21 protein-coding genes and 1 pseudogene are annotated in these 23,154 nt (G+C 39.5%); 10 read left to right on the top strand and 12 right to left on the bottom strand.

Annotation, left to right across the window (positions count from 1 at the left end; all coding sequences use genetic code 11):
- Positions 1–81: 81 nt before the first annotated feature.
- Positions 82–2,271, top strand: coding sequence for a malate synthase G (locus EU510_RS06670; protein ID WP_149592806.1), 2,190 nt, complete (start codon positions 82–84; stop codon positions 2,269–2,271).
- A gap of 203 nt (positions 2,272–2,474) precedes the next feature.
- Here EU510_RS06670 and EU510_RS06665 read toward each other — a convergent pair whose 3' ends face one another.
- The 4 genes from EU510_RS06665 to EU510_RS06650 form a co-directional block, all read right to left on the bottom strand.
- Complete coding sequence (locus EU510_RS06665; RefSeq protein WP_002959197.1) at positions 2,475–3,200, bottom strand: YebC/PmpR family DNA-binding transcriptional regulator; 726 nt, start codon at positions 3,198–3,200, stop codon at positions 2,475–2,477.
- A 145-nt stretch (positions 3,201–3,345) separates the two neighbouring features.
- Complete coding sequence (locus EU510_RS06660) at positions 3,346–3,963, bottom strand: HAD family hydrolase (protein ID WP_149592805.1); 618 nt, start codon at positions 3,961–3,963, stop codon at positions 3,346–3,348.
- A gap of 319 nt (positions 3,964–4,282) precedes the next feature.
- Positions 4,283–4,777: a DUF6702 family protein gene (locus EU510_RS06655; protein WP_138490128.1), complete on the bottom strand. Its 495-nt coding sequence runs from the start codon at positions 4,775–4,777 to the stop codon at positions 4,283–4,285.
- Positions 4,777–7,224, bottom strand: a complete 2,448-nt coding sequence (locus EU510_RS06650; RefSeq protein WP_149592804.1) for a M1 family metallopeptidase — start codon at positions 7,222–7,224, stop codon at positions 4,777–4,779. Before EU510_RS06650 ends, EU510_RS06655 begins: the two co-directional genes overlap by 1 nt.
- A gap of 579 nt (positions 7,225–7,803) precedes the next feature.
- On the opposite strand from EU510_RS06650, the gene EU510_RS06645 reads away from it, so the two are divergent.
- The 4 genes from EU510_RS06645 to EU510_RS06630 all read left to right on the top strand — a co-directional run bounded on the left by EU510_RS06645 (position 7,804) and on the right by EU510_RS06630 (position 13,698).
- Positions 7,804–8,040: a hypothetical protein gene (locus EU510_RS06645; RefSeq protein ID WP_024600378.1), complete on the top strand. Its 237-nt coding sequence runs from the start codon at positions 7,804–7,806 to the stop codon at positions 8,038–8,040.
- 78 nt (positions 8,041–8,118) lie between these two features.
- A complete protein-coding gene (locus tag EU510_RS06640) occupies positions 8,119–9,366 on the top strand; it encodes an exonuclease SbcCD subunit D C-terminal domain-containing protein (protein ID WP_149592803.1) in 1,248 nt (415 codons plus the stop codon).
- On the top strand, positions 9,363–13,013 hold the full coding sequence (locus tag EU510_RS06635; RefSeq protein ID WP_149592802.1) for an AAA family ATPase: 3,651 nt from the start codon (positions 9,363–9,365) through the stop codon (positions 13,011–13,013). The genes EU510_RS06640 and EU510_RS06635 overlap by 4 nt, the downstream gene beginning before the upstream one ends.
- A 28-nt stretch (positions 13,014–13,041) precedes the next feature.
- On the top strand, positions 13,042–13,698 hold the full coding sequence (locus tag EU510_RS06630) for a class I SAM-dependent methyltransferase (RefSeq protein ID WP_149592801.1): 657 nt from the start codon (positions 13,042–13,044) through the stop codon (positions 13,696–13,698).
- Position 13,699: 1 nt separating this feature from the next.
- Here EU510_RS06630 and EU510_RS19885 read toward each other — a convergent pair whose 3' ends face one another.
- A complete protein-coding gene (locus tag EU510_RS19885) occupies positions 13,700–13,870 on the bottom strand; it encodes a hypothetical protein (RefSeq protein ID WP_188085404.1) in 171 nt (56 codons plus the stop codon).
- A gap of 111 nt (positions 13,871–13,981) precedes the next feature.
- Positions 13,982–14,587, bottom strand: coding sequence for a short chain dehydrogenase (locus tag EU510_RS06625; RefSeq protein ID WP_149592800.1), 606 nt, complete (start codon positions 14,585–14,587; stop codon positions 13,982–13,984).
- A 151-nt stretch (positions 14,588–14,738) separates the two neighbouring features.
- On the opposite strand from EU510_RS06625, the gene EU510_RS06620 reads away from it, so the two are divergent.
- Positions 14,739–15,620, top strand: a complete 882-nt coding sequence (locus EU510_RS06620; protein WP_149592799.1) for a LysR family transcriptional regulator — start codon at positions 14,739–14,741, stop codon at positions 15,618–15,620.
- A gap of 158 nt (positions 15,621–15,778) precedes the next feature.
- Here EU510_RS06620 and EU510_RS06615 read toward each other — a convergent pair whose 3' ends face one another.
- The 3 genes from EU510_RS06615 to EU510_RS06605 are packed head-to-tail and all read right to left on the bottom strand — an operon-like array spanning position 15,779 to position 17,189.
- Positions 15,779–16,171, bottom strand: coding sequence for an ACT domain-containing protein (locus EU510_RS06615; protein ID WP_149592798.1), 393 nt, complete (start codon positions 16,169–16,171; stop codon positions 15,779–15,781).
- Between the two features lie 19 nt (positions 16,172–16,190).
- The gene (locus tag EU510_RS06610; protein WP_149592797.1) at positions 16,191–16,733 is read right to left on the bottom strand and encodes a DUF6942 family protein; all 543 of its coding nucleotides are present in this window, start codon (positions 16,731–16,733) and stop codon (positions 16,191–16,193) included.
- Positions 16,734–17,189 carry a YaiI/YqxD family protein gene (locus tag EU510_RS06605; RefSeq protein ID WP_149592796.1) on the bottom strand — a complete coding sequence of 152 codons (456 nt, stop codon included), beginning with the start codon at positions 17,187–17,189 and terminating at the stop codon, positions 16,734–16,736.
- A gap of 130 nt (positions 17,190–17,319) precedes the next feature.
- On the opposite strand from EU510_RS06605, the gene EU510_RS06600 reads away from it, so the two are divergent.
- Complete coding sequence (locus EU510_RS06600) at positions 17,320–17,841, top strand: lipocalin family protein (protein ID WP_149592795.1); 522 nt, start codon at positions 17,320–17,322, stop codon at positions 17,839–17,841.
- A gap of 476 nt (positions 17,842–18,317) precedes the next feature.
- Here the strand turns inward: EU510_RS06600 and EU510_RS06590 are convergent, their stop codons facing one another.
- From EU510_RS06590 to EU510_RS06580, 3 genes are read right to left on the bottom strand one after another with little or no spacing between them, the layout of a single operon-like run.
- Positions 18,318–18,653 (bottom strand): DUF3325 domain-containing protein, encoded by a 336-nt coding sequence (locus EU510_RS06590; RefSeq protein ID WP_149592794.1) that lies wholly within the window; start codon positions 18,651–18,653, stop codon positions 18,318–18,320.
- On the bottom strand, positions 18,650–20,251 hold the full coding sequence (locus tag EU510_RS06585; RefSeq protein WP_149592793.1) for a PepSY-associated TM helix domain-containing protein: 1,602 nt from the start codon (positions 20,249–20,251) through the stop codon (positions 18,650–18,652). The genes EU510_RS06590 and EU510_RS06585 overlap by 4 nt, the downstream gene beginning before the upstream one ends.
- Entirely contained in the window at positions 20,248–20,589 is a 342-nt protein-coding gene (locus EU510_RS06580) for a hypothetical protein (protein ID WP_149592792.1), read from the bottom strand. The genes EU510_RS06585 and EU510_RS06580 overlap by 4 nt, the downstream gene beginning before the upstream one ends.
- A gap of 227 nt (positions 20,590–20,816) precedes the next feature.
- Here EU510_RS06580 and EU510_RS06575 point away from each other — a divergent pair, with 227 nt between their 5' ends.
- From EU510_RS06575 to EU510_RS06565, 3 genes and pseudogenes are all read left to right on the top strand, one after another.
- Positions 20,817–21,173 (top strand): VOC family protein, encoded by a 357-nt coding sequence (locus EU510_RS06575; RefSeq protein ID WP_149592791.1) that lies wholly within the window; start codon positions 20,817–20,819, stop codon positions 21,171–21,173.
- Between the two features lie 150 nt (positions 21,174–21,323).
- On the top strand, positions 21,324–21,905 hold the full coding sequence (locus tag EU510_RS06570; RefSeq protein ID WP_149592790.1) for a uracil-DNA glycosylase family protein: 582 nt from the start codon (positions 21,324–21,326) through the stop codon (positions 21,903–21,905).
- 248 nt (positions 21,906–22,153) lie between these two features.
- A pseudogene (locus EU510_RS06565) lies at positions 22,154–23,042 on the top strand (bile acid:sodium symporter family protein).
- The last annotated feature ends 112 nt before the right edge of the window (positions 23,043–23,154 follow it).

Raw genomic sequence — 23,154 nt, 5'->3', positions numbered from 1 at the left:
CTCAACATTGCCTTTTTGAGTTATTGTTGCCTTAACGCACTAGCACACAACAACATCGCGACCGTTTAAAGGAAGGCAACTATGTCCCACACTCTCACACATTCAGGACTCAGCGTAGACACACAACTCGCTGATTTTGTTAAAAATCAATTACTACCAGGCACTCACTTAAGTGAGCATCAATTTTGGCAGAACTTTGCACATATAGTGCAAACACTTACCCCGATTAATAAGGCACTGCTTGAAAAGCGAGAGCTGCTTCAACAGCAGATAGACGACTACCATATTGCTAATAAAACCTGGGATAGCGCTAAATACCAAGCCTTTTTGGAAGATATTGGTTACTTAGTAAAAGAGCCTGTCAATTTTGAAATTGAAACCCAAAATGTAGAGCCCGAAGTAGCCCTTACAGCAGGCCCTCAGTTGGTTGTGCCTGTAAGTAACGCACGATTTGCACTTAATGCCGCTAACGCTCGCTGGGGCTCGTTATACGACGCTTTATATGGTACTGATGTGTTAAGCGAAGATGACGGGGCTGAAAAAGGTAATACCTACAATCCTGTTCGTGGTTTTAAGGTAATGGCCTACGCTCGCCAGTTTTTAGATAAAGCATTGCCGCTGACCAATGGCTCGCATATAGAAAGCACGAATTACTCAGTAGTCGATGGCGCACTTTTAATTACCTTGCGTGACAGCTCTCAAACCACATTAGCTAATCCAACTCAGCTTATTGGCTATCAAGGTGAAGCACAAAACCCAACCGTAGTGTTATTAAAAAACAATGACTTACACATAGAGCTACATATCGATCACCATCACATTATTGGCCAAGCAGATAAAGCTGGCTTAAAAGATGTGGTATTAGAAGCGGCACTCACCACTATTATGGATTGTGAAGATTCTGTAGCTGCAGTAGATGCAGAAGATAAAGTACAGGTTTATAAAAATTGGCTAGGTTTGATGCAAGGTAACTTAGTTGAATCGTTTAAAAAAGGCGATAAAACCGTAGAGCGTACCCTACAAAGTGATAAAACATACACCTCACTTGACGGCGGTACAATTACTTTAAAAGGCCGCAGCATGATGTTTGTAAGAAACGTTGGCCATTTAATGACGAACCCTGCTATTACCGATGTGTACAATCAACCGGTATTTGAAGGTATTATGGATGCGATGTTTACTGCCACCGCTGCCCTGCACGACCTAAATAAAAAAACAGGTATAAAAAATTCAAGCGCGCAAAGTATTAATATAGTAAAACCTAAAATGCATGGCCCTGAAGAGGTGGCGTTTACTAACACTTTATTTAGCTTAGTAGAGGAAGCACTAAGCTTACCTAAAAATACGCTTAAAATGGGGATTATGGATGAGGAACGCCGTACTTCTGTAAACCTAAAAGCCTGTATTTATGCAGCTAAAGAGCGTGTTGTATTTATAAATACTGGGTTTTTAGACCGCACAGGCGATGAAATTCATACCTCTATGCAAGCGGGCGTTGTGCTTCCAAAAGCACAGATTAAGCAGCAATCATGGATACAAGCCTATGAGGATCGCAATGTCGATATTGGTCTTGCTTGTGGCTTAAGTCATAAAGCCCAAATAGGTAAAGGCATGTGGCCAATGCCAGATAAAATGGCATTAATGATGGAGCAAAAACAAGCGCATCCTAAATCAGGCGCTAATACTGCATGGGTGCCCTCCCCTACAGCCGCTACCCTGCATGCAATGCATTATCACGATATAAACGTATTTACTGAGCAGCAAAGTATTGCTAAACGTACTATTGCTAGCCTTAATGATCTGCTTACACCGCCGCTAATGGCAGACCCTAAAACGCTCTCAAAAGAAGATATTCAAAGTGAGCTTGAAAACAACGCACAAGGTATTTTAGGTTACGTTGTACGTTGGATTGATCAAGGCGTAGGCTGCTCAAAAGTACCTGACATTAACCATATTGGGCTAATGGAAGACAGAGCCACACTGCGTATTTCAAGCCAACATATGGCTAATTGGTTACTAAATGGCGTTTGCTCACAGGCGCAAATAAAATCAACAATGGCTAAAATGGCTAAAGTGGTTGATGGACAAAACGAGCATGACACTGCGTATACGCCCATGGCAACAAGCGAAGAAACCCTTAATAACAGTATTGCGTTTCAAGCTGCTACTGCCTTAGTTTTAGAGGGAGTAACGCAACCTAGTGGTTACACTGAACCACTACTACATAGCTACCGCATAAAATATAAAGCACAAAAATCGAATACGCTTTAACTGCTTAATCAAAATTAAGTACTAAACCAGCTTTTAAGCTGGTTTTTTATCGCCTGAAATTAAAAAACAGCGCTTATGTGGCATTTTAAAAATATATACTCAAATAAGCATAATACACATGAATATCTAACATTTATTCAAACGTAAAAAAGCGTGTTTTGCATACACAAAACACGCTTTTTAAAGCTTTTAACCATTTACGTTTAATTTTTTACAATGGCATTGTGATAAATATTTTGTACATCGTCACAATCTTCAAGCATATTTATAAACTTATCAAAGTTAGCAATAACTTCTTCATCTTCAATTTCAATATTAACTTGAGGGATAAACGTAATTTCGTCAACTTCAAAGTTAATGCCTTCAAATGCGTCTTCAAGGGCTGTTTTAGCTTTGAAGTATTCTGTTGGCGGTGCAAATACTGATATTTTACCGTCCTCGGCTTCAACATCGCTTACATCAACATCAGCCATCATTAATGCTTCTAATACGACTTCATCGTCATCGCCTGCAAAGCCAAGTACCGCATAATGATCAAACATATGCGCTACACAGCCAGGAGTACCAATTTTTGAGTCTGTTTTAGTAAATGGCAAACGTACATCTTTGATAGTACGGTTCGGATTGTCTGTTAAACAGTCAACAATAACCATGCAGTTACCAGGGCCATAGCCTTCATAACGGGCAACAGAGTAATCTTCTCCTGCGCCACCGGCTGCTTTTTCAATTGCTTTTTCGATAACGTGTGCGGGTACTTGGTCTTTTTTAGCTTTTTCGATTAGACGGCGAAGTGTTTGGTTTACTTCGGGATCGGGATCACCACTTTTTGCTGCAACGTAAATCTCTTTACCGTACTTTGAGTTTACTTTTGTTTTTGCATTGGCTGTTTTGATCATAGAACTTTGACGAACTACAAATGCTCTGCCCATTTTGTGCCCCTAATGAATACGTTACGTTTTGCGGTATTTTACCAATTCAAAACGTATTGGGCTAGCTCCGCAATGGGCAAAACTTGATTAATAAAAACTTTTATAACTACAAACTTATGTCAGAATAAATCAAATGGCATGCTATTTAACATAACTCTATTTTTTCAGAATAACTCTCAACTAATGTTACTAATTCCGCAAAGTCATGCAAAACGTAATCTGCCTGATCGGCGTAGGCTGGCGTTAACTCTGGAGCGTATAAACACGCGCGCATATTTGCATTATGCGCAGCTTGAATATCGTAAAGGTAATCGCCTACATAAAGTAAATTTCTAGCATTAATGTTCCAAAGTGTAGCAATAGCATTCAAAGCACTAGGATCTGGTTTTGCAGGAGCATCGCTTCGCGTTAAAACTGTACTAATAGGAAGTGGGTTATTTTGTAATTTAATTGCAGCCGCTTTATCAAAATTGCGAGTAACAATTGCCATCGGTATATTTTTAGACTTTAAAGCATTTATAGCTTCACTCACGCCAGGTAAAATACTGGCATGTTGAGCGTCTATTAATTCGTGTTGGTGAACTATATTCATTGCCTCTTCACGCATATACGGTGAGGGCAACTGAGCAATGTAATCAAGTAAGTCTTGCTCGCAAGGGCAACCTATTTGGGCCTTTATTAATGCAAAATCTAATTCTGATGAAACTAATGTCCCATCTAAATCAAAAATCACACCATAAATAGCCTCAACCTGAGTAGTCATATCATTCCCTGAACTTAGTTATTACTAAATGAAATTTAAACATAAAATTCTCTACTGCTTATGCCCTAGGCCGGTAAATACAGAGGGATAAATGAAACTAACTATATTTAAATATTAATACGCACCATTATCAATCTATTGATAACAAAGTAATTTAAGTGCTTGATATATCATGCGCAAAAAAAGGTAAATATACAAATTGAACTACCAATTTTTACGTAAATTTACAAATAACAGATCAAATATGAATGCAGTTTAAACGTATGAAGAAAACGCGCACATAAACTGCTGTGCGCGTCGGTTGGGGAAGTTTTAACTATTAATTTTGCTCAAAGCGGGCTTCGAGCCAAGTATCATCTTGTGCAAAGTTTAAGGTTTTAATCTTACCTTTGCCCTCAACGTTTACCATATTTACCTGAGATGGCCATAAATCACGAAGCGCGCCATTGCTCATTTTAATTCCTTCAATGTTTTCAGGAATTGGTGCTTCTTGGTAAACCCAAAAAAACTTACCATCTACTTGCGCCCCTACAAAGCTAAGTGGTAAAGGCTCACCACTTAACGTTTGTAGAGCAACGTGCGATTCAACATATTTAGCAAAACGCTGTTGGTCGGCTTTATTACTAATAATATCGATTTTGCCTTCAAATAATGTTCCTACGGCGTGTTCGGTATCATGTAAATAAAAGCGATGCATTAATTCAACATTATGCGTTCGTTTATTAAAAAGCACGGTTGTAACTGACGACTTTAGTTGATGCGCCATACTTGGCGCAGCAACTAAAAGGCAAACAATAATAAGCAAAAAGCGCATTATTGCGGCTCCCCACCGTCATCTTTTTCGTCTTTCTTCTCATCGGTTTTAAGCTCAGTTTTAATATCTTGCATGATATCGCGACTTACTTTAGCTTTACTCTTTTCCTTTTTAAACACTTCAATACGTGAAGGAATAATACGACGAGGGTAGTTATTGTTTTCAACATCTACGTCAGCTGTTTCCCAGCCTGGATCTACAGTAACTGATACAAGCGGTTTGTTTTTATCGGTCACAATTAGCTTTTGAACATTTTTATAATTACGACGCCAAATTTCAGCAGGGATATAACGCTCTTCAGTTGTGCCATCTTCATATGTTAGCTCAAGCAATATAGGCATTACCAAACCACCAAGGTTTGAAAATTCCATAACGTAGTAGTTTTTATCTTCTTCTAAAGCACGTTCAAGCGTTTTGCGCTCCCACGGCTCTAAACCTTTTAAAAACTTATTGTACGAGTTACGTTCTTTATTGGTTACAGTAAAGCGGTCGTTTTCGTCATAAAAGTCGGTAACATCAGGATTTTGCTCAACCCATGTTTTTTTACCTTCGGCGCGGTTACGCTCAACAAATAATGACGTAGGCTTGTCTGCCTCAATATCACGTAAACGGCTGTAATCAATATCAGGGTTTTTAGTGTCTAAACGAAGTTGATACACTTTATCTAAAGAGATATCAACATGATCTGTGGTGTAAAACCAGCCACGCCAAAACCAATCTAAATCAACACCAGAGGCTTCTTCCATTGTACGGAAAAAATCAGCTGGGGTAGGGCGCTTGTATTTCCAGCGCTGAGCATACTCTTTAAATGCAAAGTCGAATAAGTCACGGCCTAAAATTACTTCACGTAAAATATTAAGCGCAGCTGCAGGTTTAGTATAAGCATTTGGGCCTAAACGTAATACGCTGTCTGACTGAGTCATAATTGGTACTTGGTTTTCAGACTTCATGTAGCTCACTATATCGCGAGGCTCAACACCCCAAGGAATAGTAGGATCCCATTCACGACCAGCAACACCATCTAAAAAGCTATTTAAGCCTTCATCCATCCACGTCCATTGGCGCTCATCTGAGTTAACAATCATTGGAAAGTAAATATGACCAACTTCATGAATAACTACGCCAAGTAAAAAGCGCTTTTCAGCCTGAGAATAAGTACGAGTACCATCATCTTGCAACTTAGTACGTGGGCCGTTAAAGGTGATCATTGGGTATTCCATACCACCAACTGGTCCATTAACCGACTGTGCGGTTGGGTATGGATAATCAAAAGAATACTTAGAGTACACTTCCATCGTGTGTACTACCGCTTCAGTTGAGTATTTCTTCCATAAGTCACCACCTTCTTTAGGGAAGAACGACATAGCCATTACAAGCGGCTGAACGTCGCCACCTTGCTGATAACCTTTTGCATCCCACATAAACTTACGAGACGATGCCCAAGCAAAGTCACGAACATTTTCTGCTTTAAAGTGCCACGTTTTAGTTTTGTCGGTGCCTTCTTTTTCGTTTTCTAGCGCTTCTTCTGCGTTAACAATAAACACAGGACGCTTAGATGTTTCAGCTTGCTTTAAACGTTTGCGCTGAGTACTTGTTAGTACTTTGCTCGCGTTATCAAGCTTACCTGTTGCCGATACAATATGATCCGCAGGAACAGTAATCTCAACATCATAATCACCAAACTCAAGCGTAAACTCACCAGAACCTAAAAATGGCTTGTTTGTCCATGCTTCGTAATCGGTATAAGCCGCTAAGCGAGGGAACCACTGAGCAATTAAGAATATGTCGTTGCCATCTTCTTCAAAATGCTCGTAACCAGAACGTGCACCCACTGCATCTTCTTCAACAATGTTGAAGGCAAAGTTCATGCTAAATTCGACTTCTTTACCTGGTTTTAATGGCTCGTTTAAATCAATGCGCATTAAAGTATCAACTACAGTTACGCGCAGTTCTTTACCATCGTCATCTTTTACGCCACTGATTGTATAACCCAGTTCATTGTCGCTCATAAATTGCTGACGGCGTAAGTCGCCTAAACTTAATTTAGCAGGCTTTTGAGCTGGTAGGCTTTTTAAAGTGCTTTTAAACGTTTTAGTTGTTTCGGCAATAGAGTCACTTTTAAAAATATTTTGATCTAACTGTAACCATAAATATTTAAGTGTATGCGGAGAGTTATTTTTATATTCAATACTTTGGCTACCCGTAATACGGTGCTTTTTTTCATCTAGCTTTACATCAATGTCGTAGTTTACACGTTGCTGCCAGTATTTTTCACCTGGTTCGCCAGCGGCACTACGATAAACATTGGGTGTAGGAAGCGCTTCGTCTAATTGACGAAATTTATCAACAAAAGTACCTTTTGTTTGCTCAACTGAAGACGCCATAGCCGCACTAGATATTGCCAAAGGCAATATAAAAGCACTTAGCGTAAGACCTATTTTTTTCATTGTTAGTCCTAATATAATTTTGTGAGCATACTTTGACAAATATACTTGTGAGCTTCAATAAATTAGCGACCAAGTACCGTATTTTTAGGGTGATATTCACTTAATTTTTTAGATTGAAAAGTACAATTATTTTGTAACAAAATACGACTAAATAAATACTGTAAAGGGGGTTTACAAAAGCGGGTTTTAATAATGGTTTTGAGCGAATAGATACAAAGTTATAGAGCTTGAAAAAGAACATTAACTTTAGCTACTTTGCTAAAAAAGTATTGCTTTAGCATTATCAGGTAAACCAATAATACTACGTATTAATATTTCTAATTTGCAACAAGAAAAATGGGCTAAAAGCCCACTCTACTGAACAAAAACACAGTGAAAACAGCTGAATTATTGGCTCAAATATTGCCGAACTTCCTTAATATTCGCTATTTTTACGATAAATGATAAATAGTGTAATTTTAGGTTGATCTTTAGTGCAGTTTATATTTAAAATCGCCAACCTTTTTATTTGAGGCAAATAAATTCGTCACATTTATCCTCAAATTAATATCGATTACTAGCAAGAAATGCGGTGGGCTTATGGATTTTTACATCCTAAAAAAACAACAAGAACTAATTGCGGTTCCAGCAAGTGAGAATAACTGTAAGCAGTATCTCGATTCGGGTTATTTTTATATCGATAAAGTAGCAGCGTGCAACGAAACTAATGCATTAAAGGCGCTACACGCAAAACAAACTAAAACGTTAAAAATTCCATTATTAATGGCCCTTTTAGCATTACCGGTTGTTTTTTCAGCTTGGTATAGTTTAACCTAAGGTAATGCACGGCTTAGGCTTGCATCTTTAACTGCCTTGGGTATATTGGCGCTCTTACGGTTTTATTAAGAGCGCTACATGAAAGTCCTCCACACCTCAGATTGGCACCTTGGCCAACAATTTTACGAACACGATCGCCGTGTTGAACATCAAGCTTTTTTTACATGGTTATTAGCCACTCTTGTTGAACAACAAATAGACTTACTTTTAGTTGCTGGCGACATTTATCATACAGCGACTCCAAGCGCTAGCGCCGAAAATCAGCTTTATCAATTTATTAAAGACGCCAAAAAGGCATGCCCACAATTACACGTAGTAATTATTGCGGGTAATCACGACTCTGCAAATCGTATTTTGGCAGCTCAGCCATTACTAGTGCAATTTGATACACACGTAGTAGGGCGCTTTGATGTCGCAACACCCAATGAAACTGTTATTACCATCAATACTAATGGTAAACGCGCTGTAATTGTCGCTATGCCATTTTTACGCGCAAGTGATGTAAGTTTACTTAGCCAAACTGAAAGCGGCCCTAGTTATGCTCAAGGCGTTGCAAAAGCTTACGAGCTTGCACTAGAACACGCTAATAATATAAACGAGCAAAACTCACCATTAATAGTTATGGGGCATTTACACGCAAAAGGCGGGGACATTTCAAGTGATTCTGAGCGTAATTTAGTAATAGGTGGTGAGGAGTCTATTTCAGCCAATGTATTTGGTAAGCAAGCCAACTATGTTGCCCTTGGGCATTTACACAAAGCGCAACAGGTCGCTAAAAGCGATATTATTCGCTACAGCGGCACACCTATACCTATGTCGTTTTCAGAACGTAACTACACGCACCAAGTAAATGTTATTGAGTTTATTACTGATGAAAAACAAGATATTAGCACAGCTGTAAACCCCCTTTACATTCCGCGCTCTGCCGATGTAATTGTTTTACCAAAAGGGGAATGCGTGCCATTAAACGAACTATGCGAGCAAATTAAAGCGCTCGACACCGCACAAAATACAATAGCGCCTTATTTACGTGTAAAGCTTAAATCAAGCGATACCGACACCACCTTCAGGGAACAAATAGAACAAGCACTTGAAGGCAAACATATTAAATTTTGTGGTATTGAACGTGTACGTGAGCAATCAGCGCAAAATGATGACAACACCGTATTTGAAGATTTAAGCGAGGTTGAAATGCTCAACCCGCTTAACTTATTAGAACAAGCGTTCGCAAACGATAAAGACATGGTAGGGCAAAGCGTACCCGATGAGCTAAAAGCACTTTTAAGTGACGTGATAAACGAGCTTACGGAGCAAGAACAACTATGAAAATAACCGCAGTTCGTATTCATAATTTAGCCTCGATAGTTGACGCTGAAATAGACTTTACTCAAGCGCCATTAAAAGATGCAGGCTTGTTTGCGATAACAGGCGATACCGGTGCTGGTAAAAGTACCTTTTTAGATGCTATTTGTTTAGCTCTTTATACAAAAACGGCGAGGCTGCGCGGTGATAAAGGTAACTTAATTGAGTTTAATGGCGACAGCATTAAGCTTAATGATGCGCGAAATTTGCTACGCAGAGGCACATGGGAAGGTTACGCCGAGGTCGACTTTTTAGGGCAAGATAAACAGCTTTATCGTGCACGTTATACAATTTCACGCACTCATAAAAAAGTAACAGGCAAACTAAAAACACCAGAGCACACATTAGTAACTCTGCCAGACGAAACCCTAATAGCCGATAAAAGCCAAACAATAAAAGAAGTAGAAAGTAAAATAGGGCTTAATTTTGAGCAGTTCTCACGCGCCGTACTTTTAGCGCAACATGAGTTTGCTGCATTTTTAAAAGCCACTGGCGATGAGCGAGCGCAGCTTTTAGAGTGTTTAACAGGCACCGATAAATTTAGCCGTATTGGCGTACGTATTTTTGAGCGCCATAAAGAGCAAGTAGCAAAGCTTGAAGCGCTCAAAGCAGGCCTTCAAAGCTATACTTTGCTAACGAGCGATGAACTTGAGCTACAACAAACCAAGTTAACCGATTTAAAAGCGCAAACCGAACACACTAAAAAAGAGTTATCCAAAACCGAAAAAGCACTTAACTGGTATCAGCAAGCTACAGTGCTTGAGCAAAACTTACTGCAAGCACAGCAAACTCAGCAACAAGCAAGCTCAGCGCTTGAAAGTATCGTTGAGCAAAGCGAGCAGGCAAAACAAGCTAAACAAGCGCTTGAAATAAAAGATAACCGCAGCCGTTTTGCTCAATTAACCGATCAAAATACGGCGTTGGATCAGCAAATAACATCACTTAAAAGTGTTGATCATTTAGCGGTAATTAACGAGCGTAATACCGCGCTAGCTAAGCATACAGAGCTGCTTAATAACGCCAATGAGCAAAAACAAAATGCAGCGCCTATTATAGCTAAAGCGCGAGAGCTCGATAGTAACATTGCCTTGCAAACTCAAGCTGTAAAAGGTACTGAGTCGCAAATAACCAAAGAGCAATCTCAGTTTGATGAGCTTAATTTGCAGCTTAAACAAAGTAATAACGAGCTAGAAATTGTTAAAACCGACTCAACTAAAAGCCAGCAATGGCTTAATGAGCATGCACAGCTGCATGTTTTAGCCAAAGACTGGAGCTACTATCAGCAAAGCTTTAATACCTACTTAAATGCACAGCAGCAATTAACCGCAAACGCTGCGCAAAGCCAAACTCTTAATACCGAGCTTGCGGGTCAGAGTGAGCTTTTAAATACACAAAATAATAAAGTGCAGCAGTGCGAGGCGTTACTTAATAACGAGCAATCGGCATTACAGGTATTAAATACTCAGCTTAATGAATTTAATGCAGAGCACTGCGACGCGCAGTTAAAAAGTATTGATTACTTAAAAGAGCAGCGAGAGCGCTATAAGCAATTTAACGCAGAACTAAAACAAAGCACTCAACGCCAACAAGTACTCAATCAGCAGTTAAATGAAAGTCAGCAAGCCCATGCTTTACTTAACCAAAATTTAATAACCAGCGAGCAAGCGCTTAAAGGCAACGAGTACGCACTTAACCAAGCGCGTTTAAGGGCCAGCGAAAACGTAGAACATTTACGCACTGAGCTTCGCCCTAATGAGCCTTGCTTAGTATGCGGCGCCACCGAGCACCCGTACGCGGTAAACCAAAATCAGCAATTAAATAACTTAATTACTGATTTTGAAAATGCTTTTAATATAGCTAAAAAGCAATTTGATCATGCACAAAGCGAGCTGCATAAGCACCAAACTCAACATGCCGTTTTAACTGCTGAACACGGGCAACTTGAGCAAGTAATACAAACGGCACTCACCAAGCGGCTTGAAATTGTCAACACTATGCAAGCAGCTCGCACAGAACTTTTTAGTTTGCCCCCTGATCAGCTTGAAGTAACTTATAAGCAATTAACGCAGCAAAAAGCGCAATACTTTGAGCAACAAAAACGTCAACGTACACTGCAAACTAAAGTAAATGAGCTACAAGCAGCACTTAAAGCAGAGCAGCAAATACAGCAGCAACTGAGTAATAAACACCTTGAGCTTACACATCAGCAAAGCCAGTTAACGAGTAAGCATAACGAGCTAAGTACGCAAATTAACGAGCTCGGTACAACGCTCAATAGCCAATTTGAAAATAGTGATTTTTGGCAGCAACTACAGGCCAATACGCTTGAACTTACCCAGCTGCACGAGCAAGTTACGCAGTATCAGCAAACTCAAACGCAACTTGAACAAAGCCAAAAGCGCCAAGACACAGCTAATGAGCAAATAAAGCAGCTTAGCCCGCTTGTTAGTAAAAGCGAGCAATCGTTAAAAGTACTTAATGAAGAGTTTGTAAAAGCTAAAGAGCTATTAAACGCGGTACAAAGTGAGCGCTTAGCTTTATTTAATAATGAGCAAATAAGCGCAGACGACTACCAAGCAAAACTTATAAGTGAGCGAGAGCAAAAGCAATCGCAGGTTCAAGCGAGTCAAAAAGCCTATGACGACGCTATAAAACAACGAGATGAGCACGCTATAACGCTTAAAAATGTAGAGCAACGCTTACTTGAAAATAGCCAAGAACTAGCAACACTTGAAGCACGTTATAACCAGTGGTTTACCGACTTTAAAGCGCAATTTAGCAATGTAACGCACGAACAGATCAAAATTTTACTAACGCTAAGTAGCGAGACTATAAAAGCGCATTTAACTCAGCATGAGCAGTTAACTCAAGCGTTAACAGATGCAAATGCCGCATTAAAACAGCAGCAACTTACCCTTGAAAAACACAACAGTAGCGATAAACCAACACAAAGTGCAGAGGCTTTAAGTACGCAATTAAGCAGCTTAAACGAGCAACAAACGCAGCTGCAAAATTCATTACTAGCAACTAATACCGCTATTGAGCAACACAACCAAAACGCAAAGGCGCTTGAAGGCAAACAAGCCGAGTTAACTACGCTTAAAACACAGGTAGAGCAATGGCACTTGCTTAATAAAGTATTGGGCGATGCAACGGGTAAAACCATGCGTAACTTAGCACAAACACAAACGTTAAAAATATTACTGCACTATGCCAACAGCCATTTAAAAACACTCAACAAACGCTACGAATTAACCGCCATAGCGCAAACACTCGACATTGCCATTATCGACCGCGACATGGCCGACGAGCAACGCTCTGTTAATACGCTCTCGGGCGGTGAGTCATTTTTAGTATCGCTTGCGCTTGCACTTGGTTTAGCATCGCTTTCGTCTAACAAAGTACAAATCAATTCTTTGTTTATTGACGAAGGGTTTGGTACGTTAGATAGCGAAACCCTAAGCATTGCAATGGACGCTTTGGATTCTTTGCAAGCACAAGGCAGAAAAGTAGGCGTTATATCGCACGTAACACAAATGAGCGAGCGCGTAGCCACTCAAGTGCATGTAGCCAAAAAGCCAGGTGGATATTCCACCGTTGAAGTTTTATAAGCAACATTACTGAAAACAAGGAGATACAATGCCAACGTTTACAGGCGAGCAAGCAACACAATACGATAGCCGTATAACCCGTTTAGTTCCTGGTTATGAATTATTACATCAGCTCACTAATGCGCAGCTACAAGCAACACTAAGCGACAACGCACATATTTTGGTAGTAGGAGCTGGCACAGGCAAAGAAGTACTTGCACTGGCTGCACTAAATCCAACATGGCAATTTACCGTGCAAGATACATCAGCCGATATGCTTACTATCGCACAGCAGCAATTTGATGAGCAAGGCATAACAAGCCGCGTAGATGTACATAATGGTCCAGTTGATAAGTTATCGGTTAAAGCCGATGCCGTTTTATGTTTATTAGTAATGCATTTTTTACAAGATAACGGCGATAAAAAAGAGTTATTAAAAGCAATTAAAGGAAGGCTTAAAAAAGACGCAAACCTTTATATTGCGGATTTAATGCGCCCCGAAACTTCATTCGAGCGCGAAGCCCAGCTTACAACGTGCGCGCAATTAGGTTTAACCGAAACCGGTAAAACACAAACAGGGCATGACTTAGAAAATGAGTTTTACCCGCTTGATAGAATGCGCTTTAGCGAACTGCTAAATGAGTGCAAATTTGGCATTCCGAAGCTGTATTTTAAAGCCCTAGGTTTTAGTGGGTATGTAGTTTAATTTATCTAGAAGAATGTGGCTTACACCACTGAACCGTGTGCTTATGGCGCGGTATTGTTTTACATTCTTTATTAGAATTTGCGCCTGGCTCGCTAACATATTGCGAGCTTGGCGTTACATTGGCACAACCTGCAGCCAATAATATAGCAAATATTGGAATTAATTTTTTCATTTTACCACCGTTTTGAATATGTTTTTAAAGCGCTTTGTCACTTTCTTTTAATGCAAAGCGCTTATTAATCTGCAAGTAAAGCTCACCTATCTGTTTGAAAGACTGAGCCAATTAAGCGTCTACAAAAATAACTTCGCCATTAATAAAACCATCAACCGAACGCTCAAACGCTTTACCTACAAGTTTGCCTGGTACTGGCTGAAAACCTGGCATCATTTCGCCATAAACGCCCCATGCTTCTTCAAGTACGGTAGGGTTTACCACATTAATACGTGTGCCTCGTGGCATTTCTAGTGATACGCATTTTGCAAACGTATCTATTGCGCCGCTGGTTGTTGCATCAGCAATTGCAAAAGGAATCGGCTTAACGTTTAAAATACCGCTAATTAGCGTAAATGAGCCGCCATCGGCAATGTACTTTTGACCAATGCGTACAAGGTTAATTTGCCCCATCATTTTGCTCATAATAGTGCTCATCCACTGGGCTTCGCTCATATCTGCAAACGTTTCGTACTCACATAAACCTACGGTATTAACTACGGCATCAAAATGGCCTACTTTTTCATACAGCTCAGTAATTGATTGCTCGCTGGTAATATCAACAATATGATCCACATCGCCCGAACGACCCGCTGTAATTACTTTATGCTTAGATAAACCGGTTAATGCCGCTTGACCCATTTTTCCTAGTGCGCCTATTAATATTACTGTTTTCATTGTTTGCTCCAATCATTTGTTCACTTTAGTGTGTAGGAGCATAGTAAGGGAGTATTTTAACAATTAGAAACAACCCTTTTATGTAAGAGATACAAGATAATTTGGTTATGTGATAAGTTAAATATTATTACTAAATAACACTGGCAGCAGCATGAGCAAGTTAGACCGATTAGATATAAAACAATTGCGTATTTTCCAAGCGCTCATTCGCGAGAAGAACGCCTCAAAAGCAGCGAGTAAATTGGGCTTAACCCAACAAGCAGTGAGTGAGCAACTAAAAAAGTTACGCGATGTGTTTAACGACCAGCTGTTTTTGAGAAAAACCACTGGCTTTGTGCCTACGCCATATGCTGAAGAGCTATCGGTAGATATAGACAAACTACTAAACGATTTCCAGGCATTACTGGCCCCTAAAATATTTGACCCAAAAACAGTTAAGGATGAGTTTGTAATAGCCGCTACCGACTACGCACAGCAAGTTGTTTTACCAGCATTAGTTAAAGTGCTCCGGGCACAAGCGCCAAATTTAAAGCTTATAATAAGAGACTTCGAGATAGACAGCCTGCACGATTTAATGGAAAGCGGCAAAGTAAACCTTGCTATTGCATTTCCTGACTATATCCCAAGTACTTACCCCATTATTAAGCTATTTGAAGAGCAACACATTTGCGTTACTTCACCTAACTCATCAATAGCAGGGACTAAACCAACGCTTGCGCAAATAGCCAGCTACCCAAGCATTATTGCCTCGCCTTCACGTCCAAATTTTAAAGGCTCTATTGACGATTGGTTTAAAAGCTTTGATTTAACACGCAATGTTGTTGTGTCGGCACCGTGTTTTTCTATTGTACCGATGTATCTAGAAACTACAGACTCCATTGCATTTTTACCCTCACGCGCAGTAAGCTCAGAGCTGGTAAAAATTGATTTGCAACAGTTACCAGCCCCGTTTGATGTAATAGCCGCATGGCATCCGCGTTACAGTAAAAATCCACTGCATAAATGGGTGGTATCAAAGCTAGTTGTTGAGTGATACAAAAACTATTATTTGTAATAAAAAATAAAGCGGATATTGGACAATTTAATCAAACTTTTAAGCCATGAGCATCATGAAATATAGGTCGGTTAAGCGAAGCGCCATCCGACGCTCCAATATCTACATCAATCAGATTGTTGCTGTGCCAGCAAATCCTAACCAATCTCTCCAAGTGCTTTCATCGCGGCTTGTGCCTTGTCTGTTTGTACAAAAATATGGTCATGATAAAACGCAGCTACCACATTAGCGCTAATGCCATGCTCAGTCAGCTTTGTCGATACCGCAGCAGTTAGCCCCACGGCCTCTAAGCTTGAATGTACGTTAAGGGTAATTAAATTATATTTACCCTCGTAAGTAATACCTGCTTTATCTGCGGTTTCAGCTTTTAAAATAAGGGTTAGCCCTTCTTCTTCAACATACGTGGCAAGTGGCTCTAAATGAACATAATCAGCCAATTTACCTGCTAAACAGCAAAATATGTACTCACCTTGTTTAAGCGCAGGCTGCATTGATCTTAATAATTCGTTTAACTCTAAAATTCCGGCCATGGTCGTTCCTTACAATGTGTTATTTAGTGGCTTTTAGCTGCGCGACTAGCTCGCTAAGCCTCGCAATTTTTATATTACTTAACTGTCTGTAATCAAAATATGGGCACACAATAATGTTGTTAGTTGTGTCTATTGCAAACTCGTCGTCGAGCCAATCAAATTGTGCATGTAACTTACCTTGTTGTAATAAGTTTTTAGCGTGCGTACGCCCAGCAATTATATGTAGCTGATTTTTGTTAGTGCCTTTAATAATGGGGGCACTAAATAAAAGGGCTGTTTTACTGTCGTTTTGAAGTAAATATTTATCGCGATACGCTTGCCAAGTAGAGGCTTGTTTAGCAAATGAGTAATGCTCACTTGGCAGGGCAAATAGCACTTTTGCATACACGTTAAACACTTTACGCCAACCATTACCACAGTGCTGGTTTATAGTATTTATTTGCTCGTTAATTACCGGCTCTATACTTTGTAGGGTTTCAAAGTAGGGCATAGGCGGTGCTTTTGCGACATACACGGCTACATTAAAATTATACTCACCTAAACCAACAACTTGCTCTGTCACTTACTTCGTCTTATTTTGCGCTAAAATACGGTCGAGGTTATTTGCAAAGTTTTGGCGATCGGTTTGGCTAAGTGGCGGCGGCCCACCACTCATTTCTACGCCGCTTGAGCGCATGGTATCCATAAAGTCGCGCACGTTAAGTATTGAGCGAATATTTTCGGTGGTATAAAGCTCGCCACGTGGGTTTAGTGCTTGCCCGCCGTTATCAATTACTTCACTTGCTAGCGGAATATCGCCCGTAATAACTAAATCGCCTTTTTCAACGCGTTTTACTATTTCGTCGTCGGCTACATCAAACCCTGACGATACTTGAACGCGACTTATGTATTTTGACGGCGGGATACGCATTGCGTGATTAGCCACTAAAATAGTCTCGATTTTCATACGCTCTGCAGCTCTAAAAAGTATTTCTTTTATAACAACAGGACACGCGTCTGCATCTACCCAAATTTTCATGCTATGGTCATTTTTATTGCTTTAGAATTAATATGATCCTATAGCAAATTTTTTTAATCGGCTAGCAAACTTTATACTCATCTATATTTAGATAATACGTACTATTTATGTAATTTAAAAAGGAGCTTACATGAAGGCTATTAAATACGGTTTACTTATTACGGGGTTGTTTTTTCTTAGTGCCTGCACCAGCCCTCCTGATGGAATAACACCTGTTAAAAACTTTGATATGCAAAAATATAAAGGCAAGTGGTTTGAAATAGCGCGTCTTAATCACTCATTCGAAGAAGGTATGGAGCAAGTTACCGCGACTTATTCAATTAACGACGACGGCACAGTAAAGGTCCTTAACAAAGGGTATTTAACGGATGATAAAAAATGGGATAACGCCGAAGGCTTAGCCAAGTTTGTTGAAGGCACTGACACCGGACATTTTAAAGTCTCGTTTTTTGGTCCATTTTATGGGGCTTACGTGATTTTTGAGCTTGACCAACCCGACTATCAATATGCATTTATAACCAGTTACAACAAAGATTACTTGTGGTTTCTGTCGCGTACGCCAACGGTTAGCAAAGAGCTTAAAGAACACTTTTTAACTAAAGCTAAAGAGTTGGGCTTTGCTACCGATGAAATAATTTGGGTTAAGCAATAAACAATGTAAAGCCCCTTTACAGTAGTAATAAAAGAGTCATCTAACTGTAAAGTAACTTAAATATATTATGGTTATATTGTGTGTACTTGCCGTGAGACAGCAAGTATTAGAAACACTGAATATCCCCTATTGTTGGCAAGCTATATAGCTTGCCATTTTTTTTTGCCTAGGGCGTGTTAATCTTTGTGGATTGAAATCTGTTCAATCTAGGGGCGATTAAATCGCGGCGCGAGGTTTGTAACCTAGTGGGCTAAGTAAAAACCGAGCAACAAAGAGTTAATCGTCCCTAGAAAGAACCCTTTGGGCAGCGCATGTTTGGTATTTATGCTGCGTTATCGCCTATTTATGGGGAATAACCACACTACATAGGCTCTGCCTTGCCTAAATACCAAACAGTCTGCTGCAAATTCACCCACCAAAGATCAACACGCCCTAATCTATGGGAAAATAAAGGATCACGTTTTTACTAACTAAGGCTAGTTTAATGCTGAAAACAACCCACTTAGTACAATTAACACGCTATTTAAAACACTAAACCACTTTACGTAGCTTACTAAAAAATTATAAAAAACCATTATAATTAAAACACTTAGGCTCATAAATCCGCAAAATAGTAATGCTCCATATCCACCTTGAGTAACTATACAAAGCACCAAGCTTAGTAAAATACTGATCCAAGCAGCTAATAGCAGCTCTTTACGTTGAGATTCTGTAGGGCGTTTTTTAAATACATCTTTAAAATGATTATACTTAGCCAGCGCAAAACAGTTAAAACTGAGCAGGCATAGGCTAAATCCAAGTAAATCAATCATGGTTTTTGCCTTTTAAGGTTATTAGATTGACTAGGGCTGATTATTTTTGAGTTGTTTTTAGCAGTACGTAATTTTTCGGTTTGTATAAAAAACAATATACTAAATAACAAAAACAGTGCATCAAAAGTAAATAAAGCCCACTGTTTGTGCATCAAATAGCTAACTATATTACCGTTAGTTGTAAGTGCATTAATAACCGGTACGCTTAAACATGCAACAGCATTTATAGCTGCCATAACTCGCCATTGCAGTGTGTCGCGCTTTATAAGTGCTAAAAGAGCAACCGCTAGCCATGTTAAAAAGAACGCGAGTATTTCTTTATCGGCGCGCTCTGCGGTAGTTGGACTAAGTAGTCTGTTAGCAATAAAAAAAGCACACGTTGCCAGTGGAAGTCCCATAATAGTGGCTAGGTTTAACCCTTCAACTAGTTTTAAACCAAACGAAGGTTTAACGTTATTTTTAGTTCGCTCGCGAATTCGTTTAGCCCACATAATACAGCCAGAGCCAATCATTACACAGCCTGCAATACCGCCTAATACGTATAACCAGCGCAACAACCACGTAGCTAAACGCCCTGTATGCATTGAATTAAGTGATTCGTAAAGCGCTTTGCTGCTAGTTAGCTCGTCATCAGTTTTAGCGACCATTTGCCCTGTAGCACCACTAAATATTAAGCGTGGTGCTTGGTCACGTAGTGTTTTACCTGCGCTTACCAATACGGTAATTGTTGAAGCTGCCATATTTGGTTGGTTAACTTGTATGCGAGTAATATCTGCATGAGGCCACTTAGTATAAACCTGATCCAAAATACTTTGAATCGGCACCATTGATGATTCGCCTTGGGCTTTATCGGTCATGGTGTTGCGAGGGGTTACATCGTTAAAAAAGCCACGCATGCCGTTATCGTAAGACGTTTGCGCAGGGTAGGGAAACAACATAAATATGAGCGTAATCATGCCCGTGTAAGTAATCATTAAATGAAAAGGAAGTGCAAGTACAGAGCTTAAGTTATGGGCATCTAACCACGTACGGCTACCTTTGTTACGCCTAAAGCTAAACATATCTTTAAAAATACGCTTATGAATAACCACGCCCGATATAATGGCAATCAGCATAAAAAAGCTAGCAAAGCACACAATCCAGCGTGCTGTTATTGCATCCATGTAATGTAAATCATAGTGCAACCGATAAAAAAAGTTACCACCTTTAGTATCTACAAAGGGCTCAAGCTCTTGCATGGTATTAGGGTTAAGCTGCGTGTTTTCAAACTTACTGCGGCGCTGGCCTAGTTCTTTTGGCTTTGCATAACCATAAATTAAATATGGAATACGCGGCTCAGGTAATGTAATACGCCAGCTTGATGAGTTAGCTCCATGGTTAGCTAAGTAATCAAATCCGGTAATTATTTGTTGTTTTTGCGCTTCTATACGCTGTGTTTGGGCTTGCACATTATGAATGGCTGGTTGATTCCACAACGTTATTTCGTCTCTAAAAAAGCTAAGAGTCCCTGCAAAAAATATTAAATATAATAACCAGCAAACGAGTAACCCTACCCAAGTGTGCAACCAAGTCATCGATCTGAAAAAGCTATCTTTCATACCCAACCCTTCAGTAATGCAAGCAAACTAATGAACGCTCCCGTACTTAGTAAAATACTGATCCACACTGTTTTTAATGATTTAACGCTAAAGGCATAAATAAATACAACGGCATAAATTAAAATGCTAATTGAAACACTAAAAAGCACAGCGTCTTGTTTAGCTATTGGCAACACAAAGCTTAATAACGCAGTACTTGCAGAGGTAAAAGCATAGCCACCAATTATGGCAATAAAAAAACGTAAAAATACCAAAACTCGATAACTGCTTACGCTTTTTACCATAAGCGCAATCACGTTAACCTTATCGAATGGCGCACTGTGCAAAGGTGCCTGCATAGTTAATTAATCCCTTTATTTAAAGCTGAGAATAAAACAAAGGCGCTATTATATATGTTACAAATACAAAAGATAGTTATTCTCATTTATGATATTTAACTTTTAAGTAAGTTATGCTTACTTAATTACTTAGTAAAATACTGATCTGATATTATTTAATGATATTGCACAGGCTCTATGTAAAGCTTAAGGTTAATAAACTGAGTAAAAATAAAGAGTGAATAACGATGAGCGATCACGAAAAATTAAACTACGTTGAGTTTCCTGCATGCGACTTACCCGCAACAAAGGCCTTTTTTTGTCGTGCATTTAATTGGCAGTTTACCGATTACGGCCCAGAATACACGGCGTTTAGTGGCCAAGGGCTTGATGGTGGCTTTTTTAATGCGCCGCTTAAATCGCTAACTCAAAACGGTGCTGCGCTATTGGTTTTTTATAGTAACGACATTCACGCCACGTATAAAAAAGTACAACTCCATGGTGGCACAATATTAAAACCTATTTTTGAATTTCCGGGTGGTTGCCGGTTTCATTTTGCAGAGCCGAGCGGCAATGAATTTGCTGTATGGGCAGAGAAACACTAGATTTTAAAGGGCCTGTAGAGCGAATGAGCTCAAAGATCACGATTTTACTAACTAACGCTCGTTTTAATTAAAATAAACCGATTTTTTACCAACTCATTCATCCTAAATGGCCATTTAGGATAAATATTAAGCATTTAAGGCCAAATAAACATGAATAGTCACCAATTAATAGACCAAGTTAGTAAATGCGTGATCTGTGAACCTAATTTACCTTTAGGGGCTCGCCCTGTTATACAATTTAACCCAAACGCACGTATTTTAATTGCAGGCCAAGCACCTGGAATCAAAGTTCACGAAACAGGTGTGCCGTTTAACGATGCAAGCGGCAACCGCCTGCGAGAATGGCTTGGACTAACACGTGATGAATTTTACGATGCCAATAATATAGCTATTTTACCTATGGGCTTTTGTTACCCAGGTAAGGGTAAAACGGGTGATTTACCACCTCGAAAAGAATGTGCCCCAGCATGGCGCGAGCAATTATTGGCTGCACTACCAAATATTGAGCTTACAATAGTGCTTGGTAAATACGCGCAGGCGTATCATTTACCGGAGACTAAGAAAATGCCACTTACGGAGTTAGTAAAATCTTGGCGTGAGTATTGGCCAAATTATTTAGTGCTTCCACACCCCAGTCCGCGCAATAATATATGGCTTAAAAAGAATCCATGGTTTGATCAAGATGTACTTCCAGAGCTAGGTGAACGCATTGCTACTATTTTAAATAAGTAATACTTCTAGTTATTGTAAAGGGGCATTATATCAATCCGCAATAATACTTAATCATTTTGCGGGGCTAAACGTGTCGCTACCTGTGTTAAAAAACTCTCATTTATAACAACTAAATAGCGAATTTTTTGGCTAGCTATCAACACGTTTTTCCATCCTCAAAATAGATCACTTAATTAAGCGAATTGGTATACAGTTAACTTAAAAATTAACACTCCAATTAAAAACAATAACAAACGAGGCTGCCTAATTTGAATGCATCTATATTAACTGAAGTAATACTTCCACTCGCCCTTGCACTTATTATGTTTGGTATGGGTCTTGGGCTCACAACAACCGATTTTACTCGTCTATTTAAAAGCCCACTTGGCATTGTCATGGGTTTAATAGGCCAACTTGTAGCAATGCCTTTATTAGCATTAGGGCTGTGTTATTTACTTAACCTAGCAACGCCTATCGCTATTGGTTTAATGATATTAGCTGCTTGCCCCGGCGGTACTATGTCTAATGTAGTAAGTCAGCTTGTTAAAGCTAATTTAGCGCTTTCGGTAAGTTTAACAGCCGCCTCTACTGCAATTAGTATAATAACCACACCGTTTATTATTGGCTTTGCTATGGGCCAGTTTGCCCCAACGGGCGATGTTAGCTTTTCTATTTTAACTACTTCATTAGGGCTATTTTTTATTACCTTAGTGCCAGTTGCTATAGGCATTTGGTTACGTCACTTTAAAAGTGATTTTGCTATTAAAACAGAGCCGTTTTTTAGACGCTTCTCGTTGTTTTTTTATGCTTATGATGATTGCTGCATTAGTAATAAAAGAGCGCGATTTATTAGTTAGCTCATTTAACGATGTATTTTGGGCGTGCATAGCGCTTAATATTGGTTCAATGGTTGTTGGCTGGCTAATTGCTAAATGTTCAAAATTAAATTTAACTGATTCGCTGACGCTTTCAATTGAGGTTGGAATTCAAAATGCATCTTTGGCTATTTTAATTGCTATTAGCTTTTTGAATAAACCAGAATACGCGGTTACCGGTGGGGTGTATGGCCTTGCCATGTTTATAGGGCCACTGTTATTAGTTGGCGGGTTAAAGCTTAAAAATAAACGTACCACTAGGGCTGTTAAAGAGGGCTTTTAATTGGGGCATGTTGACCAAGTTACTTTAATTTATGGCTACGGATAACGTAGTCGTAAACTCCAGTCTAAAATACTATCAGTTAAATATATGGACCGCGCCCATCGCGCCAACA

It is taken from the genome of Pseudoalteromonas sp. FUC4, assembly GCF_008370255.1.
GTDB lineage: Bacteria > Pseudomonadota > Gammaproteobacteria > Enterobacterales > Alteromonadaceae > Pseudoalteromonas.
Note: the sequence above shows the minus strand (reverse complement) of the source record. Positions and strands in the feature narration are given on the sequence as shown.